This is a genomic window from Oceanisphaera litoralis, from assembly GCF_016907015.1.
Lineage (GTDB): Bacteria > Pseudomonadota > Gammaproteobacteria > Enterobacterales > Aeromonadaceae > Oceanimonas > Oceanimonas litoralis.
The window spans coordinates 46,246-62,354 of sequence record NZ_JAFBBE010000022.1; the positions used below are offsets into that span (position 1 = coordinate 46,246).

At 53.1% G+C, this 16,109-nt stretch carries 29 protein-coding genes; all 29 read left to right on the top strand.

Going from position 1 to position 16,109, the window contains the following annotated elements; translation table 11 throughout:
- The first annotated feature begins 141 nt into the window (after positions 1 to 141).
- Positions 142 to 2,022 carry an argininosuccinate lyase gene (gene argH, locus HNR62_RS13320; protein WP_204796579.1) on the top strand — a complete coding sequence of 627 codons (1,881 nt, stop codon included), beginning with the start codon at positions 142 to 144 and terminating at the stop codon, positions 2,020 to 2,022.
- A 283-nt stretch (positions 2,023 to 2,305) separates the two neighbouring features.
- Positions 2,306 to 2,617, top strand: coding sequence for a 30S ribosomal protein S10 (gene rpsJ / locus HNR62_RS13325; RefSeq protein ID WP_104487277.1), 312 nt, complete (start codon positions 2,306 to 2,308; stop codon positions 2,615 to 2,617).
- Positions 2,618 to 2,634: 17 nt separating this feature from the next.
- Positions 2,635 to 3,273 carry a 50S ribosomal protein L3 gene (rplC, locus tag HNR62_RS13330; protein ID WP_204796580.1) on the top strand — a complete coding sequence of 213 codons (639 nt, stop codon included), beginning with the start codon at positions 2,635 to 2,637 and terminating at the stop codon, positions 3,271 to 3,273.
- Between the two features lie 17 nt (positions 3,274 to 3,290).
- Entirely contained in the window at positions 3,291 to 3,896 is a 606-nt protein-coding gene (rplD, locus tag HNR62_RS13335) for a 50S ribosomal protein L4 (protein ID WP_204796581.1), read from the top strand.
- Positions 3,893 to 4,195 carry a 50S ribosomal protein L23 gene (rplW, locus tag HNR62_RS13340; protein ID WP_071473729.1) on the top strand — a complete coding sequence of 101 codons (303 nt, stop codon included), beginning with the start codon at positions 3,893 to 3,895 and terminating at the stop codon, positions 4,193 to 4,195. Before rplD ends, rplW begins: the two co-directional genes overlap by 4 nt.
- Before the next feature lie 17 nt (positions 4,196 to 4,212).
- Positions 4,213 to 5,037, top strand: a complete 825-nt coding sequence (gene rplB, locus HNR62_RS13345) for a 50S ribosomal protein L2 (protein ID WP_204796582.1) — start codon at positions 4,213 to 4,215, stop codon at positions 5,035 to 5,037.
- Between the two features lie 21 nt (positions 5,038 to 5,058).
- Entirely contained in the window at positions 5,059 to 5,337 is a 279-nt protein-coding gene (rpsS, locus tag HNR62_RS13350) for a 30S ribosomal protein S19 (protein WP_086964532.1), read from the top strand.
- A gap of 10 nt (positions 5,338 to 5,347) precedes the next feature.
- Positions 5,348 to 5,680 (top strand): 50S ribosomal protein L22, encoded by a 333-nt coding sequence (gene rplV / locus HNR62_RS13355; protein WP_104487232.1) that lies wholly within the window; start codon positions 5,348 to 5,350, stop codon positions 5,678 to 5,680.
- A gap of 18 nt (positions 5,681 to 5,698) precedes the next feature.
- Entirely contained in the window at positions 5,699 to 6,391 is a 693-nt protein-coding gene (rpsC, locus tag HNR62_RS13360) for a 30S ribosomal protein S3 (protein ID WP_104487234.1), read from the top strand.
- Positions 6,392 to 6,403: 12 nt separating this feature from the next.
- Entirely contained in the window at positions 6,404 to 6,817 is a 414-nt protein-coding gene (rplP, locus tag HNR62_RS13365; protein WP_204796583.1) for a 50S ribosomal protein L16, read from the top strand.
- Positions 6,817 to 7,008: a 50S ribosomal protein L29 gene (rpmC, locus tag HNR62_RS13370; RefSeq protein WP_071473723.1), complete on the top strand. Its 192-nt coding sequence runs from the start codon at positions 6,817 to 6,819 to the stop codon at positions 7,006 to 7,008. Before rplP ends, rpmC begins: the two co-directional genes overlap by 1 nt.
- 1 nt (position 7,009) lies before the next feature.
- Positions 7,010 to 7,270: a 30S ribosomal protein S17 gene (gene rpsQ / locus HNR62_RS13375; RefSeq protein WP_204796584.1), complete on the top strand. Its 261-nt coding sequence runs from the start codon at positions 7,010 to 7,012 to the stop codon at positions 7,268 to 7,270.
- Between the two features lie 157 nt (positions 7,271 to 7,427).
- Positions 7,428 to 7,796, top strand: a complete 369-nt coding sequence (rplN, locus tag HNR62_RS13380) for a 50S ribosomal protein L14 (RefSeq protein WP_087036464.1) — start codon at positions 7,428 to 7,430, stop codon at positions 7,794 to 7,796.
- Between the two features lie 11 nt (positions 7,797 to 7,807).
- On the top strand, positions 7,808 to 8,125 hold the full coding sequence (gene rplX / locus HNR62_RS13385) for a 50S ribosomal protein L24 (protein ID WP_204796585.1): 318 nt from the start codon (positions 7,808 to 7,810) through the stop codon (positions 8,123 to 8,125).
- Between the two features lie 14 nt (positions 8,126 to 8,139).
- Entirely contained in the window at positions 8,140 to 8,679 is a 540-nt protein-coding gene (rplE, locus tag HNR62_RS13390) for a 50S ribosomal protein L5 (RefSeq protein ID WP_104487245.1), read from the top strand.
- Positions 8,680 to 8,690: 11 nt separating this feature from the next.
- On the top strand, positions 8,691 to 8,996 hold the full coding sequence (gene rpsN / locus HNR62_RS13395; protein ID WP_204796586.1) for a 30S ribosomal protein S14: 306 nt from the start codon (positions 8,691 to 8,693) through the stop codon (positions 8,994 to 8,996).
- A 22-nt stretch (positions 8,997 to 9,018) separates the two neighbouring features.
- Positions 9,019 to 9,411 carry a 30S ribosomal protein S8 gene (gene rpsH, locus HNR62_RS13400; protein ID WP_204796587.1) on the top strand — a complete coding sequence of 131 codons (393 nt, stop codon included), beginning with the start codon at positions 9,019 to 9,021 and terminating at the stop codon, positions 9,409 to 9,411.
- 9 nt (positions 9,412 to 9,420) lie between these two features.
- A complete protein-coding gene (rplF, locus tag HNR62_RS13405) occupies positions 9,421 to 9,954 on the top strand; it encodes a 50S ribosomal protein L6 (RefSeq protein ID WP_204796588.1) in 534 nt (177 codons plus the stop codon).
- Positions 9,955 to 9,963: 9 nt separating this feature from the next.
- Positions 9,964 to 10,317 carry a 50S ribosomal protein L18 gene (gene rplR / locus HNR62_RS13410; RefSeq protein ID WP_204796589.1) on the top strand — a complete coding sequence of 118 codons (354 nt, stop codon included), beginning with the start codon at positions 9,964 to 9,966 and terminating at the stop codon, positions 10,315 to 10,317.
- 14 nt (positions 10,318 to 10,331) lie between these two features.
- The gene (rpsE, locus tag HNR62_RS13415; protein ID WP_104487256.1) at positions 10,332 to 10,832 is read left to right on the top strand and encodes a 30S ribosomal protein S5; all 501 of its coding nucleotides are present in this window, start codon (positions 10,332 to 10,334) and stop codon (positions 10,830 to 10,832) included.
- A gap of 7 nt (positions 10,833 to 10,839) precedes the next feature.
- Positions 10,840 to 11,022 (top strand): 50S ribosomal protein L30, encoded by a 183-nt coding sequence (gene rpmD, locus HNR62_RS13420; RefSeq protein ID WP_104487259.1) that lies wholly within the window; start codon positions 10,840 to 10,842, stop codon positions 11,020 to 11,022.
- Between the two features lie 4 nt (positions 11,023 to 11,026).
- The gene (rplO, locus tag HNR62_RS13425) at positions 11,027 to 11,461 is read left to right on the top strand and encodes a 50S ribosomal protein L15 (RefSeq protein WP_204796590.1); all 435 of its coding nucleotides are present in this window, start codon (positions 11,027 to 11,029) and stop codon (positions 11,459 to 11,461) included.
- 8 nt (positions 11,462 to 11,469) lie between these two features.
- Positions 11,470 to 12,801 carry a preprotein translocase subunit SecY gene (gene secY / locus HNR62_RS13430; RefSeq protein WP_204796591.1) on the top strand — a complete coding sequence of 444 codons (1,332 nt, stop codon included), beginning with the start codon at positions 11,470 to 11,472 and terminating at the stop codon, positions 12,799 to 12,801.
- Positions 12,802 to 12,827: 26 nt separating this feature from the next.
- Positions 12,828 to 12,941, top strand: coding sequence for a 50S ribosomal protein L36 (gene rpmJ / locus HNR62_RS13435; RefSeq protein WP_083399166.1), 114 nt, complete (start codon positions 12,828 to 12,830; stop codon positions 12,939 to 12,941).
- Between the two features lie 137 nt (positions 12,942 to 13,078).
- On the top strand, positions 13,079 to 13,435 hold the full coding sequence (gene rpsM / locus HNR62_RS13440; RefSeq protein ID WP_204796592.1) for a 30S ribosomal protein S13: 357 nt from the start codon (positions 13,079 to 13,081) through the stop codon (positions 13,433 to 13,435).
- 14 nt (positions 13,436 to 13,449) lie between these two features.
- Complete coding sequence (rpsK, locus tag HNR62_RS13445; RefSeq protein ID WP_204796593.1) at positions 13,450 to 13,842, top strand: 30S ribosomal protein S11; 393 nt, start codon at positions 13,450 to 13,452, stop codon at positions 13,840 to 13,842.
- Between the two features lie 30 nt (positions 13,843 to 13,872).
- Entirely contained in the window at positions 13,873 to 14,493 is a 621-nt protein-coding gene (gene rpsD / locus HNR62_RS13450) for a 30S ribosomal protein S4 (RefSeq protein ID WP_204796594.1), read from the top strand.
- A gap of 25 nt (positions 14,494 to 14,518) precedes the next feature.
- A complete protein-coding gene (locus tag HNR62_RS13455) occupies positions 14,519 to 15,508 on the top strand; it encodes a DNA-directed RNA polymerase subunit alpha (protein WP_204796595.1) in 990 nt (329 codons plus the stop codon).
- A 44-nt stretch (positions 15,509 to 15,552) separates the two neighbouring features.
- Complete coding sequence (gene rplQ / locus HNR62_RS13460) at positions 15,553 to 15,945, top strand: 50S ribosomal protein L17 (protein WP_204796596.1); 393 nt, start codon at positions 15,553 to 15,555, stop codon at positions 15,943 to 15,945.
- Positions 15,946 to 16,109 lie beyond the last annotated feature (164 nt).

Consider the following 16,109-nt stretch of genomic DNA (forward strand, 5'->3'; position numbering starts at 1 on the left):
GGATGTTTTCTTTAGCTCTCAGCTTAAAGCTTACGGCTTACAGCTCCGTTTTAAGTATAATATCGAGCAACAATGAGCCCGGCCGGGAGTGGCCTGGTTAACCATAAAATTTTAGCAATGTCGTTTAGGAGTTCAGAGGTTATGGCACTTTGGGGTGGACGTTTCAGTCAGGCGGCAGATGCCAAGTTCAAGCAGTTCAATGATTCTTTGCGTTTCGATTATCGCCTGGCGGAGCAGGATATCGTCGGCTCCATTGCCTGGTCCCGGGCCCTGTGCAAGGGTGGGGTGCTGACGGCACAAGAGCAGCAGAAAATCGAGTTGGCACTCAACGACCTGAAACTCAAGGTGATGGAAGATCCCGAGCAGATCCTCCGGTCCGATGCGGAAGATATTCATTCCTGGGTTGAAGGCCATCTTATTTCGGCGGTCGGTGACCTGGGCAAGAAGCTGCATACCGGTCGCAGCCGTAACGATCAGGTGGCCACCGATCTCAAGCTGTGGTGCAAGCAGCAGGTTCCGCCGCTGCTGACCAAGCTGGATGAACTGCAGAAGAAGCTGGTGAGCGTGGCCCGCGAGCAGCAGGCCACGGTACTGCCGGGTTATACCCACCTGCAACGGGCCCAGCCGGTGACCTTTGCTCACTGGTGCCTGGCGTACGTCGAGATGCTGGAGCGGGACTTTACCCGACTGCAGGACGCGCAGAAACGCATGGATACCTGCCCGCTGGGCTCGGGCGCCCTGGCCGGTACCGGTTTTCCGATTGATCGCCACGATCTGGCCCACTCGCTGGGCTTTTCGTCGCCGACCCGCAACAGCCTGGACTCTGTGTCCGATCGCGATCATGTGCTGGAGCTGATGAACTGCGCTGTTAATTCCATGATGCACCTGTCGCGTTTCGCCGAAGATCTGATTTTCTACAACTCCGGCGAGTCCGGTTTCCTCGAGCTGTCCGACCGGGTCACTTCCGGCTCGTCGCTGATGCCGCAGAAAAAAAATCCGGATGCGCTGGAGCTGATCCGGGGCAAGACCGGTCGGGTATTCGGTGCCTATGCCGGCATGATGATGACCCTGAAGGCGCTGCCGCTGGCCTACAACAAGGACATGCAGGAAGACAAGGAAGGCCTGTTCGACGCGCTCGACACCTGGCACGACTGCCTGGAAATGGCCGAGATGGTGTTGCACGACATCAAGCTCAATGAAGAAAAAACCCGGGAAGCGGCTCAGGGCGGTTACTCCAATGCCACCGAAATGGCCGATTACCTGGTGGCCAAGGGTATTCCGTTCCGCGAAGCGCACCATATTGTCGGTGCCATAGTGGTACACGCCATCGGCAAGAAGCTGCCGATGGAAGAGCTGCCGATGGACGATTTCAAGCAGTTCAGTCCGCTGATCGAAGAGGATGTCTACGGCAAGCTGTCGCTGGAGTCCAGCCTGGCCAGCCGTTGCGCCCTGGGTGGCGTGGCGCCGGATCAGGTGGAGTTTGCCCTGAGCAGCGCCGAGCGTCGCCTCACCCAGCGTGATACCTCCGGTATTCATGTGCGCGGCGCCCGGCTGACCGATCTGGATGCCATCGAGCGCATGGTGAACTACTGGGCCAACATCGGTGAGAACCTGCCCCGTACCCGCAAGGAGCTGATTCAGGCGGTGGGCGAGTTTGCGGTGACCGAGACCCAGGGCCAGATCAGTGGCTGTGCTTCCCTGTATGTCTATGACACCGGGTTGGCGGAAATCCGCTCTCTGGGGATCGAGCCCGGCTTCCAGAATCAGGGGCAGGGCCGGGCGCTGGTGGAGAAAATCCTCAAGAAAGCCGAGGACATGGCCATCGAGCGGGTCATAGTGCTGACCCGGGTGCCTGAGTTCTTCATGAAGCTGGGCTTCAGTTCCACCAGCAAGAGCCTGCTGCCCGAGAAGGTGATGAAAGACTGCGATCTCTGTCCGCGTCTGCATGCCTGTGACGAAGTGGCGCTGGAAGTGGTACTGAAAGGCAAGGCCGGTCTGATCGGCAAGAACAAGGTTGCCTGAAACCCAAACAGGCCACCTGGCATTCATGGCAGGTGGCTTAACGCAAGTGGCTTGACACAAGTTGCTTAAAAAATGACACGACCGGCTTGCATGCGCCGGTCAAATCCGTATAATTCAGCTCGCTTGGTGTATTACCGAGCGAGCCGAAAGGCTCCTGTCAGGTAGCTCCTGGCGATACAGGCCCCCGATATGGTGGGCACCGTTGTTAAATCACACCCCCTCTTTTATATAAAGGAGCAGGCGGTGCTGATTTTATGTTCTTTATCCAATTGGAGCTCTGGTAATGCAGAACCAAAGAATTCGTATCCGCCTGAAGGCCTTCGATCACCGTCTGATCGATCAGTCTACTGCGGAGATCGTAGAAACTGCCAAGCGCACTGGTGCTCAGGTTCGCGGTCCTATTCCGCTGCCGACGCGCAAAGAGCGTTATACCGTACTGACATCTCCACACGTGAACAAAGATGCACGTGATCAGTATGAAATTCGTACTCACAAGCGTCTGGTAGACATCGTTGAGCCGACTGATAAAACAGTTGATGCTCTGATGCGTCTGGATCTGGCTGCTGGCGTCGACGTCCAGATCAGCCTGGGCTAATAACGGAGGTTTTATCAATGGCAATCGGTCTAGTAGGTCGTAAGCTGGGTATGACCCGTGTCTTCACCGAAGACGGCGTGTCCATCCCGGTCACCGTTATCGAAGTAGATGCCAACCGTGTTACCCAGGTTAAAACTCTGGAACTGGATGGCTATCAAGCCGTTCAGGTGACCACTGGCATCAAGAAAGCGAATCGTATCACCAAGCCTGAAGCGGGTCTGTTCGCTAAAGCTGGCGTGGAAGCGGGTCGCGGTCTGTGGGAATTCCGCCTGGGTTCAGGTGAAGGCGAAGGTATCGAAGTCGGTTCCGAGCTGAAAGTAGACATCTTCAACGATGTCAAGAAAGTAGACGTTACCGGTACTTCTAAAGGTAAGGGCTTCGCTGGCGCTGTTAAGCGTTGGAACTTCCGTACCCAGGACATGACTCATGGTAACTCCTTGTCACACCGCGCTCCGGGTTCAATTGGTCAAAACCAATCACCGGGTAAAGTGTTCAAAGGCAAGAAAATGGCCGGTCACATGGGTGCTGAGCGTGTCACCACGCAAAACCTGGAAGTGGTCCGCGTTGATGTTGCTCGTAACCTGCTGCTCATTAAAGGTGCAGTACCGGGTGCGACTAACGGCAACGTCATCGTTAAACCTGCCGTTAAAGCGTAACGTCTGAGGAGATAGTAATGGAATTGGTAATGAAAGACGCGCAAGGCGCTCTTGAAGTTTCCGAAACTACCTTCGGGCGTGAGTTCAACGAAGCGCTGGTGCATCAGGTTGTAGTAGCCTATGCCGCCGGTGCTCGTCAAGGTACTCGTGCTCAGAAGACCCGTTCCGAAGTGTCTGGCGGCGGCAAGAAGCCGTGGCGCCAAAAGGGCACTGGCCGGGCCCGTGCCGGTACCATCCGCTCGCCGATTTGGCGCGGTGGTGGTGTGACTTTTGCTGCTAAGCCGCAAGATCACAGCCAGAAGGTCAACAAGAAGATGTACCGTGGTGCCATCAAAAGCATCCTCTCCGAGCTGGTACGTCAAGAGCGTCTGATCGTGGTTGAAAAATTCGGTGTGGAAGCGCCGAAGACTAAAGAACTGCTGACCAAGCTGAAGCAATGGGATCTGACTGATGTTCTGATCGTCACTGCCGAAGTGGACGAGAACCTGTTCCTCGCCTCACGTAACCTGTACAAGGTTGACGTGCGTGACGTGGCTGGTATCGACCCGGTTTCTTTGATCGCGTTCGACAAGGTATTGGTAACTGCCGACGCAGTTAAGCAAATCGAGGAGATGCTGGCATGATCCGTGAAGAGCGTATTCTGAAAGTTCTGAAGGCGCCGCATATCTCTGAAAAAAGCACCATGGTTGCCGAAAAAACCAACACTATCGTGTTCAAGGTTGCCAAGGATGCTACCAAAGCTGAAGTTAAAGCTGCGGTCGAGAAGCTGTTCGAAGTTGAAGTTAAAGATGTTCGCACGTTGCTGGTGAAGGGTAAAACCAAGCGCACCGGTAACCGCATGGGCCAGCGTTCCGATTGGAAAAAAGCCTACGTGACCCTGAAAGAAGGTCAGGACATCGACTTCATCGGCGGTGCCGAGTAAGAGAGGAGTAATTCAAAATGGCAATCGTAAAATGTAAGCCTACTTCTCCGGGTCGCCGTCATGTCGTCAAGGTCAGCAACCCGGAACTGTACAAAGGCAAGCCGTTCGCCGCCCTGCTGGAGAAAAAGTCCAAGTCAGGTGGTCGTAACAATGGTGGCCGCATTACCACTCGCCACATCGGTGGTGGTCACAAGCAGCACTACCGTCTGGTTGACTTCAAGCGCAACAAAGATGGTATCCCGGCCAAGGTAGAGCGTCTGGAATATGATCCTAACCGCTCCGCTAACATCGCCCTGGTGCTGTATGCAGATGGTGAGCGTCGCTACATCCTGGCACCGAAAGGTGTTCATGCTGGCGATCAGATCCTGTCTGGTGATGCCGCTCCGATCAAGGCCGGTAACTGCCTGCCGATGCGCAACATCCCCGTTGGTAGCACTGTGCACGCCATCGAGATGAAGCCTGGCAAGGGCGCGCAGATTGCTCGCTCCGCCGGTACTTCCGCCCAGATCCTGGCGCGTGAAGGCACCTATGTCACCCTGCGTCTGCGTTCCGGTGAAGTACGTAAAGTACTGGCCGAGTGTCGCGCTACCCTGGGTGAAGTAGGTAACGCCGAGCACATGCTGCGTCAGCTGGGTAAAGCCGGTGCTACGCGCTGGCGTGGTATTCGTCCTACCGTTCGCGGTGTGGCGATGAACCCGGTAGACCACCCGCATGGCGGTGGTGAAGGTCGTACCTCAGGTGGCCGTCACCCGGTTACTCCTTGGGGCAAGCCGACCAAGGGTGCCAAAACCCGTAAAAATAAGCGTACCGACCAGTTCGTGGTACGTCACCGTAACAAGTAATAGTTTTTTAGAGGTATCACCATGCCACGTTCTCTCAAGAAAGGTCCGTTTATCGACCTGCACTTGCTGAAGAAGGTAGAGAAAGCGGTGGAAAGCGGGGAAAAGAAACCAATTAAGACTTGGTCCCGTCGTTCAATGATCATTCCGAACATGATCGGTTTGACCATCGCTGTCCATAATGGTCGTCAGCACGTGCCTGTCTTCGTTTCCGAGGAAATGATCGGCCATAAGCTGGGCGAATTTGCACCGACTCGTACTTATCGCGGCCATGTCGCAGATAAGAAGGCCAAGAAGCGTTAAGGGGTAAAAGATGGAAGCTATAGCTAAACACCGCTTTGCTCGCACTTCTGCCCAGAAGGCGCGCCTGGTAGCCGATCAAGTCCGTGGTCTGACCGTAGACAAGGCACTGAATGTCCTGACTTTCAGCCCCAAAAAGGCTGCCGTTCTGGTTAAGAAAGTACTTGAATCTGCCATTGCCAATGCCGAGCACAATGAAGGTGCGGATATCGATGAGCTGACAGTGGCCAAGATCTTCGTTGACGAAGGTCCTACCATGAAGCGTATTCGTCCTCGTGCCAAGGGCCGCGCGGACCGTATCATGAAGCGTACCAGCCACATCACTGTGGTTGTGTCCGACCGCTAAGAGGCTAGGAGATAAGCAATGGGCCAGAAAGTACACCCGAACGGTATTCGCTTAGGTATCACCAAGCCTTTTAATTCGACCTGGTTTGCGAATACCAAGGACTTCGCTGATAACTTGCACAGCGATTTTCAAGTGCGTCAGTACCTGAAGCAGGAACTGAAAAACGCTTCTCTTTCTCGTATCGTGATCGAGCGTCCGGCCAAGAGCATCCGTGTGACTATTCACACCGCTCGTCCCGGCGTGGTTATCGGTAAGAAAGGCGAAGATGTGGAAAAACTGCGCAAGCACGTAGCCAAACTGGCTGGCGTTCCTGCACAGATCAACATTTCCGAAGTGCGTAAACCTGAGCTGGACGGACAGCTGGTGGCCGATTCTATCGCCTCCCAGCTCGAGCGCCGTGTCATGTTCCGTCGCGCTATGAAGCGTGCGGTACAGAACGCGATGCGTATCGGTTCCAAAGGCATCAAGGTGGAAGTTAGCGGTCGTCTGGGCGGCGCTGAAATCGCGCGTACCGAATGGTACCGCGAAGGTCGTGTGCCTCTGCACACCCTGCGTGCCGATATCGACTATGCAACTTCTGAAGCATCTACCACTTACGGCATCATCGGCGTAAAGGTTTGGATATTCAAGGGTGAAGTTCTGGGCGGCCTGCAAGCCGTAGCTCAAGAACCAGCTCCGTCCAAGCCCAAGCGCAAAGGCCGCGGTAAGTAAGGAGACTCGGATATGTTGCAACCAAAACGTACGAAATTCCGTAAAGTCCACAAAGGCCGCAACCGCGGTGTGGCGACCTCAGGTAACCTGGTTTCTTTCGGTACCTTTGGTTTGAAGGCGACCACTCGTGGACGTATTACTGCTCGCCAGATCGAAGCAGCACGTCGTGCCATGACCCGTCACGTCAAGCGTCAAGGTAAAATCTGGATCCGTATCTTCCCGGACAAGCCGATTACCGAAAAGCCCCTCGAAGTTCGTATGGGTAAAGGTAAGGGTAACGTGGAATACTGGGTTGCCCAGATTCAGCCGGGTCGTGTCCTGTACGAGATGGACGGTGTACCTGAGGCTCTGGCTCGCGAAGCCTTTGCACTGGCCGCTGCCAAGCTGCCGGTTAGGACCACTTTCATAACTCGGACGGTGATGTGATGAAAGCACAAGATCTGCGTGAAAAGAGTGTTGAAGAACTGAACCAGGAACTGCTGGGCCTGCTGCGTGAGCAATTTAACATGCGCATCCAGGCAAGCACCGGTCAACTGGCTCAGACTCACAACATCAAAAATGTACGTCGCGACATCGCGCGTGTTAAGACTGTTTTGAACCAAAAGGCAGGTGCGTAAGATGAGCGATTCTAACGTTCGTACTCTGCAGGGCAGTGTGGTTAGCGACAAGATGGACAAGTCCATCACCGTAGCTATCAGCCGTTTCGTGAAGCACCCGATCTACGGGAAGTACATGAAGCGCACTACCAAGCTGCACGTGCATGACGAAAATAATGAATGTTCTACCGGTGACGTCGTGACTATTCGCGAATGTCGTCCGCTGTCCAAGACCAAGTCCTGGACTCTGGTAAAAATCATCGAGCGTCCGGTTAAAGCCTAACGTTCTCTGATATACTTACCTGGTCAAACGGCCCTGCTTGGGGCCGTTTGTTTTTTTATTGTACTCTTTCGGTTTGGCAGTGCTATAATGCCGCGCCTTCAAAGGCAGCCAATATCCCGAAAGGGTTTTAAAGTAGTCACTTTAGCGGAGCACTAACATGATCCAAATGCAAAGTATGCTGGACGTGGCCGACAATTCCGGTGCGCGTAGCGTAATGTGTATTAAGGTCCTGGGTGGTTCGCACCGCCGCTACGCCGGCATCGGCGACATCATCAAGGTTACTGTCAAGGAAGCAATTCCGCGCGGTAAGGTTAAGAAAGGTGATGTAATGAACGCGGTGGTCGTTCGCACTCGGAAAGGCGTTCGTCGTCCGGACGGCTCTGTCATCCGTTTCGACCGCAATGCGGCCGTGATTTTGAATAGCAATCAACAGCCGATCGGAACTCGTATTTTTGGTCCTGTGACGCGTGAACTTCGTAATGAGAAGTTCATGAAGATTGTTTCACTGGCACCTGAAGTACTGTAAGGAGTCAAACGATGGCAGCTAAAATCCGTCGCGATGACGAAGTCATCATTCTTACCGGCAAAGACAAGGGCAAGCGTGGCACCGTCACCAAAGTTCTGGTCAATGAAGGTAAAGTAATCGTTGCAGGTATCAACCTGAACAAGAAACACCAAAAGCCGGTTCCACAACTGGGCCAGGCTGGCGGTATTATTGAGCAGGAAGCGCCTCTCGATGTATCTAACGTAGCGCTGTTCAACTCTGCCTCCGGCAAGGCTGATCGCGTTGGTTTCCGGTTTGAAGACGGCAAAAAAGTCCGTTTCTTCAAGTCCACCGGCGAACTTGTGAAGTAATTGGAGTTTATACGATGGCGAAACTGCATGGTTACTACAATGAAACTGTAGTAAAAGAACTGTCTAGTCAGTTCGGGTATAAGTCTATCATGCAAGTCCCTCGGATTGAGAAAATCACCCTGAACATGGGTGTGGGTGAAGCTCTGGCTGATAAAAAGATCCTGGATAATGCTGCTGCCGATATGGCTGCCATTTCCGGTCAAAAGCCATTGATCACCAAAGCTCGTAAATCCGTTGCTGGCTTCAAAATCCGTGAAGGCTACCCCATTGGTTGTAAAGTAACTCTGCGCGGCGAGCGTATGTGGGAGTTCCTGGAGCGTTTGATTTGTATCTCTATCCCCCGGATCCGTGACTTCCGAGGCCTGAACGCCAAGTCGTTCGATGGTCGTGGTAACTACTCCATGGGCGTGCGTGAGCAAATCATTTTTCCTGAAATCGATTATGACAAGGTAGATCGTGTGCGCGGTATGGACATTACCATTACCACCACTGCCCAGTCTGACGAAGAAGGTCGTGCTCTGCTGGCTGCCTTTAACTTCCCATTCCGTAAGTAAGGTGTAGGGTTATGGCAAAACAATCAATGAAAGCTCGCGAAGTCAAGCGCGCAAAGCTGGCTGATAAATTTTCGGCCAAGCGTCAAGCACTGAAAGAAATCATTTCTAACGTGAACACTTCTGACGAAGCACGTTGGGATGCAGTGCTGAAACTGCAGCAATTGCCCCGTGACGCAAGTCCCTCTCGTCAGCGTAACCGCTGCAACATCACCGGTCGTCCGCACGGTTTCCTGCGGAAGTTCGGTTTGAGCCGCATCAAGGTGCGCGAACTGATGATGAAGGGTGAAATTCCAGGCCTGAAGAAGGCTTCTTGGTAAGCGAACACGGGAGTAATACACAATGAGCATGCAAGATCCGATCGCGGATATGCTGACCCGCATCCGCAACGGTCAGGCAGCCAACAAAGTTGCTGTCACCATGCCTTCTTCCAAAGTAAAAGTGGCTATTGCCAAAGTACTGAAAGAAGAAGGTTATATTGCTGACTTTAACGTCGTTGGTGAGACCAAAGCCGAACTGGAAGTGACTTTAAAGTACTTCGAAGGCGAAGCTGTAGTCGAACTGATCCAACGCGTCAGCCGCCCCGGTCTGCGCATCTATAAGAAGCGCGACGAACTGCCGAAAGTGATGGCAGGTATGGGTGTAGCTATCGTTTCCACGTCCCAAGGTGTGATGACCGACCGTGCCGCGCGTAAAGCGGGTATGGGCGGTGAGATCATCTGCTACGTTGCATAAGGAGTAGATATGTCTCGCATTGCTAAGGCACCTATCGAAATTCCTGCCGGCGTAGAAGTGACGTTGAACGGTCAGGAAATCACCGTCAAGGGTAGCAAAGGTACTTTGAATCGTACCATCAATGCTGCTGTTGAAATCAGCCAGGAAGATAACCTGTTGAAGTTCGCCCCGCGTGAAAACGTGGCCGGTGCGAATGCCCAGTCCGGCACTGCCCGTTCTCTGGTCAACAACATGGTTGTCGGTGTTACCGAAGGCTTCGAACGCAAGCTGCAGCTGGTTGGTGTTGGCTATCGTGCCCAGATGAAAGGCAATGCAATTGCACTGTCTCTGGGTTTCTCTCACCCGGTTGAGCATGCGCTTCCTGAAGGCGTATCAGCTGAATGTCCGACTCAGACCGAGATTGTTCTCAAGTCTGCAGACAAACAGCAGATCGGTCAGGTCGCTGCCAATATTCGTGCGTACCGTAAACCCGAGCCTTACAAAGGCAAAGGTGTTCGCTATTTCGGCGAACAGGTCCGCAGTAAAGAGGCTAAGAAGAAGTAAGGTAACACTATGGACAAAAAAGCAGCTCGTATCCGCCGTGCTACCAAAGCACGTAAAAAGATGCTGGAACTGGGTGCGACTCGCCTGGTGGTTCACCGTACTCCGCGCCACATCTATGCACAGGTTATTGCACCGAACAGCACCACTGTTCTGGCTTCCGCGTCTACCGTGGAAAAGTCAGTACGTGAGCAGGTGAAATACACCGGTAACGTCGATGCCGCCACGGTAGTAGGTAAAGCCATCGCTGAGCGCGCTCTTGAAAAAGGCGTAACAGTTGTCGCTTTTGACCGTTCCGGTTTCCAATATCACGGTCGCGTAGCCGCACTGGCTACAGCTGCACGTGAAGCTGGTCTTCAGTTCTAAGGGTGGAGTCGAAAATGGCAAAAATCGAAGCTCAAGCCGGTGAACTGCAAGAAAAGCTCATTGCAGTTAACCGTGTATCAAAAGTCGTAAAAGGTGGTCGTATCTTCTCCTTCACCGCTCTGACGGTAGTAGGCGATGGTAACGGTCGTATTGGTTTCGGTTACGGTAAAGCCCGTGAAGTTCCTGCCGCCATTCAAAAGGCAATGGAACAGGCTCGTCGTAACATGCGTACAGTTGGTCTGAACAACGGCACCTTGTTCCATCCGGTAAAAGGTCGTCACTCTGGTTCAAACGTATTCATGAAGCCTGCTTCTGACGGTACCGGCATCATCGCCGGTGGTGCAATGCGCGCCGTACTGGAAGTTGCCGGTGTACATAACGTACTGGCCAAGACTTACGGTTCCACTAACCCGAACAACGTAGTTCGCGCTACCATCGACGCTCTGACTCAAATGAAGTCACCCGAGCAAGTCGCTGCCAAGCGTGGTCTGCGCGTTGACGAAATACTGGGGTAATGCGCCAATGGCTAACAAGACTGTAAAAGTAACACAGACTCGCAGCTCCATCGGTCGTTTGCCTAAGCATAAGGCAACGCTGCGTGGCCTGGGTCTGCGTCGCATTGGTCACACCGTCGAGCTGGAAGATACAGCTTGTGTACGCGGTATGATCAACCAGGTTTACTACATGGTTAAGGTTGGGGAGTAATCGCATGCGTTTGAATACTCTGTCTCCGGCCGCCGGCTCCAAGCCCAGCGCCAAGCGCGTTGGTCGTGGTATCGGTTCCGGCCTGGGTAAAACCGGTGGCCGCGGCCACAAAGGTCAGAAATCCCGCTCCGGCGGTAAGGTTCGCAACGGTTTTGAAGGCGGTCAGATGCCGCTGAAACAGCGTCTGCCGAAGTTTGGTTTCACTTCCCGCAAGGGTCGTGTCACTACCGAAATTCGTCTGAGCGAACTGGCTAAAGTTGAAGGCGATGTGGTGGATCTGAACACCCTGAAGCAGGCTGGCTTGGTTACCAAGAATATCCAGTTTGCCAAAGTTGTTCTGTCTGGCACTATTGACCGTCAAGTTACTGTGGTTGGTCTGGGCGTCACCAAAGGTGCACGCGCAGCCATCGAAGCAGCCGGCGGTAAAATCGAGGAATAATAAGTACTATGGCCAAGAAACCAGGATTAGATGCTAAAAGCGCACAGGGTGGGCTGGGTGAACTGAAGAGTCGTTTGCTTTTCGTTCTTATCGCGATCATTGTATTTCGCGCCGGCTCCTATGTGCCTATTCCTGGAATTGACGCCGCCGTACTTGCCGACTTGTTCCAGCAACAGCAGGGCACCATCATTGAAATGTTCAACATGTTCAGTGGTGGTGCTCTGGAACGAGCGTCCATACTGGCGCTGGGGATAATGCCGTATATTTCTGCGTCCATTATCATCCAGTTGCTGACTGTGGTTCACCCCGCCTTGGCTGAGCTCAAGAAGGAAGGTGAATCTGGCCGTCGAAAGATCAGTCAGTACACCCGGTATGGCACCCTGGTTCTCGGCACCATCCAGGCCATCGGTATCGCCACTGGTTTACCGAATATGATGCCAGGACTCGTGGTTAACGTGGGTCTTGGTTTCTATTTCACGGCAGTGGTGAGTCTGGTCACCGGTACCATGTTTCTGATGTGGTTGGGTGAGCAGGTAACCGAACGAGGCATTGGCAATGGTATCTCGTTGATTATCTTCGTGGGTATTGTTGCTGGTCTGCCATCGGCCATTGGTGCCACGGCAGAGCAGGCGCGTCAGGGGGAATTGCACATATTGTTGCTGTTGCTGCTGGCCGTGATTGTGTTTGCGGTAACGTATTTCGTGGTATTTGTTGAACGTGGCCAGCGCCGCATTGTGGTGAACTACGCCAAGCGTCAACAGGGCCGCCAGGTATTCGCAGCACAGAGTACACACCTGCCCTTGAAAGTGAACATGGCGGGGGTTATTCCGGCAATTTTCGCATCCAGCATTATCCTGTTCCCGGGTACCGTAGCCTCTTGGTTCGGTCAGGGCGAGGGGTGGTTTGCCAATATCCTGCAAGAGGTCTCTTTGACTCTGCAGCCCGGTCAACCGCTGTACGTGATGCTGTATGCCGCTGCCATTATCTTCTTCTGTTTCTTCTATACTGCGTTGGTGTTCAACCCGCGCGAGACGGCAGACAACCTGAAGAAGAGTGGTGCTTTCATTCCGGGCATACGTCCGGGTGAGCAAACAGCGCGCTATATCGACAAAGTAATGACTCGCCTGACTCTGGTCGGTGCCCTGTACATTACCTTTGTCTGTTTGGTTCCACAGTTTTTGATGACAGCCTGGAACGTCCAGTTCTACTTTGGCGGTACCTCGCTGTTGATTATTGTGGTCGTCATCATGGACTTCATGGCTCAGGTGCAAACCCACATGATGTCCCATCAGTATGGCGATGTCCTGAAAAAAGCGAACCTGAAGGGTTACAACCGTTAAGGTTCGGTTATTTACGGAGTTAAGCAATGAAAGTTCGTGCTTCCGTTAAGGCAATCTGCCGTAACTGCAAAATCGTCAAGCGCCACGGTGTGGTGCGTGTACTTTGCACAGAGCCTAAGCATAAACAGCGCCAAGGCTAAAAAAGTTACGGTTTGACTTGTAAATTAAAGGCGAGCTGGCTAAAGTAGCCAGCCACCTTTGTTGGGTGTCTGTGTCATTACGTATCCTAGACGGGCTTTGTAATGGCTTTATATATTTTAATTTGTAGGAGTGCATAGTGGCCCGTATCGCTGGCATTAACATTCCTGACCATAAACATGCAGTTATTGCGTTAACTGCGATTTATGGCGTCGGCCGTACCCGCTCTAAAGCCATTTGTGCTGCAGCCGGTATCGCTGAGGATGTGAAAATCAAAGAATTGGATGAAGCTCAGGTAGAAACCCTGCGTGAGCAAGTGGCGAAATTCATCGTAGAAGGTGACCTGCGCCGCGAGATCTCCATGAACATCAAGCGTCTGATGGACCTGGGTTGTTACCGAGGTCTGCGTCATCGCCGCAGCCTACCCCTTCGTGGTCAGCGCACCAAGACTAATGCGCGTACGCGCAAAGGTCCTCGTAAACCGATCAAGAAATAACGGGAAGGTAGATCATGGCTAAAACTCCGGCTCGTAGTGTGCGTAAGCGCGTTAAAAAGCAGGTGAGCGACGGCATTGCCCACGTTCATGCATCTTTCAACAACACCATAGTAACTATTACTGACCGTCAGGGTAACGCTCTTTCCTGGGCAACTGCTGGTGGTTCAGGTTTCCGTGGTTCTCGCAAGTCCACCCCGTTCGCTGCTCAGGTAGCTGCAGAACGTGCCGGTGAGGTTGCCAAAGAATACGGCGTTAAGAACCTGGAAGTAATGGTGAAAGGTCCGGGTCCGGGCCGTGAGTCATCCATTCGGGCGTTGAATGCTGCGGGTTTCCGCATCACCAACATCACCGATGTGACTCCCATCCCGCACAACGGTTGTCGTCCTCCGAAGAAGCGTCGCGTATAACACTTCTTGTAGGATAGTTGGAGAAAGAACATGGCAAGATATCTGGGTCCCAAGCTCAAACTGAGCCGTCGCGAGGGCACTGACCTCTTCCTGAAGTCAGGCGTTCGCGCGATAGATTCAAAATGTAAAATTGATACTGCACCTGGTCAGCATGGCGCTCGTAAAGCCCGCCTGTCCGATTACGGTGTACAGCTGCGTGAAAAGCAGAAGGTTCGTCGTATCTACGGTGTACTGGAAAAGCAATTCCGCAACTACTATAAAGAAGCTGCTCGCCTGAAAGGCAATACCGGTGCGAACCTGTTGCAGCTGCTGGAAGGTCGTCTGGACAACGTTATTTACCGCATGGGTTTCGGTGCCACTCGCGCCGAGTCTCGTCAGCTGGTCAGCCACAAGGCTATCCTGGTGAACGGTAAAGTTGTCAACATTCCTTCCTTCCAAGTTTCTCCCGAGGATGTTATCAGCATTCGCGAGAAGGCCAAGAAGCAAGCCCGGATCAAAGCCGCTCTTGAGGTTTCCGGTCAACGTGAAAAGCCGACTTGGGTAGAAGTTGACGCTACCAACATGCAAGGCGTTTACAAGCGTCTGCCTGAGCGTAGCGACCTGTCTGCCGATATTAACGAACAGCTGATCGTCGAGCTTTACTCCAAGTAAAGCTGGCTTCTATAGAGAGGACACAATGCAGGGTTCTGTAACAGATTTTCTTAAGCCGCGTCTGGTTGATATCGAACAGATCAGCCCGACTCATGCCAAAGTGACTCTCGAGCCGCTGGAGCGTGGCTTTGGTCATACATTGGGTAATACGCTACGTCGTATTCTGCTTTCTTCCATGCCCGGTTGTGCGATCACCGAAGTCGAAGTCGACGGTGTATTGCATGAATACAGCAGCAAGGAAGGTGTTCAGGAAGATATCCTGGAGATCTTGCTTAATCTGAAAGAGATTGCTGTCAAGCTGGAAGGCAAGGACGAAGTCACCCTGTCGCTGACCAAAACTGGTGCAGGTCCCGTAACGGCAGGCGACATCACCCATGGTGATGACGTTGAGATCGTTAACCCAGAGCACATCATCTGTCATCTGACAGGGAATGATGCCGACATCAGCATGCGTCTGAAAGTACAGCGCGGTCGTGGTTATGTTCCTGCCTCTGCCCGTGCTCATACCGAAGACGACGAACGCCCAATTGGTCGTTTGTTGCTGGATGCGGCTTACAGCCCCGTGGTTCGTATCGCCTATAATGTTGAGGCGGCCCGTGTTGAACAGCGTACCGATCTGGATAAGCTGGTTATCGACATGGAAACCAACGGCACTCTGGATCCCGAAGAAGCCATCCGTCGTGCAGCCACTATCATGGCTGAACAGCTGGAAGCCTTCGTCGATCTGCGTGACGTGAGCGAACCGGAAGAGAAAGAAGACAAGCCTGAGTTCGATCCTATCCTGCTGCGTCCTGTCGACGATCTGGAACTGACAGTTCGTTCTGCGAACTGTCTGAAGGCTGAAGCGATCCACTACATTGGTGATCTGGTACAGCGTACCGAGGTGGAGTTGTTGAAGACTCCCAACCTGGGTAAAAAATCTCTTACCGAGATTAAAGACGTGTTGGCGTCTCGTGGTTTGTCTCTGGGCATGCGCCTTGAGAACTGGCCGCCTGCCAGCATCGCTGATGAATAAACCGGGTCACGGGTTTTACAGATTTAGTTAGGAAGGATTAGGTCATGCGCCATCGTAAGAGTGGTCGTCAACTTAACCGGAACAGCAGCCACCGTCAGGCAATGTTCCGCAACATGGCTAGCTCCTTGGTTCGTCATGCAGTTATCAAGACGACTCTGCCCAAGGCAAAAGAGCTGCGTCGAGTGGTTGAGCCTCTGATCACATTGGCTAAAAGCGACACAGTCGCCAACCGTCGTTTGGCATTTGCCCGTACTCGCGACAGCGAAGTAGTTGGCATCTTGTTCAACGAACTGGGACCTCGCTACCAGGAGCGTCCGGGTGGTTACACCCGCATCCTGAAGTGTGGATTCCGTGCTGGCGATAACGCACCTATGGCTTATATCGAGCTGGTAGGTCGTGATATCGAAGCAGCAGAAGCAGCCGCTTCTGAAGAATAAAAACAAAAGCCGGGTTCGCCCGGCTTTTTCTTTATCTGACACCGCTTTACTGCTTTAATCTTCCGCTATCCGCTATCCGCTATCCGCTATCCGCTATCCGCTATCCGCTATCCGCTATCCGCTATCCGCTATCCGCTATCCGCTATCCGCTATCCGCTATCCGC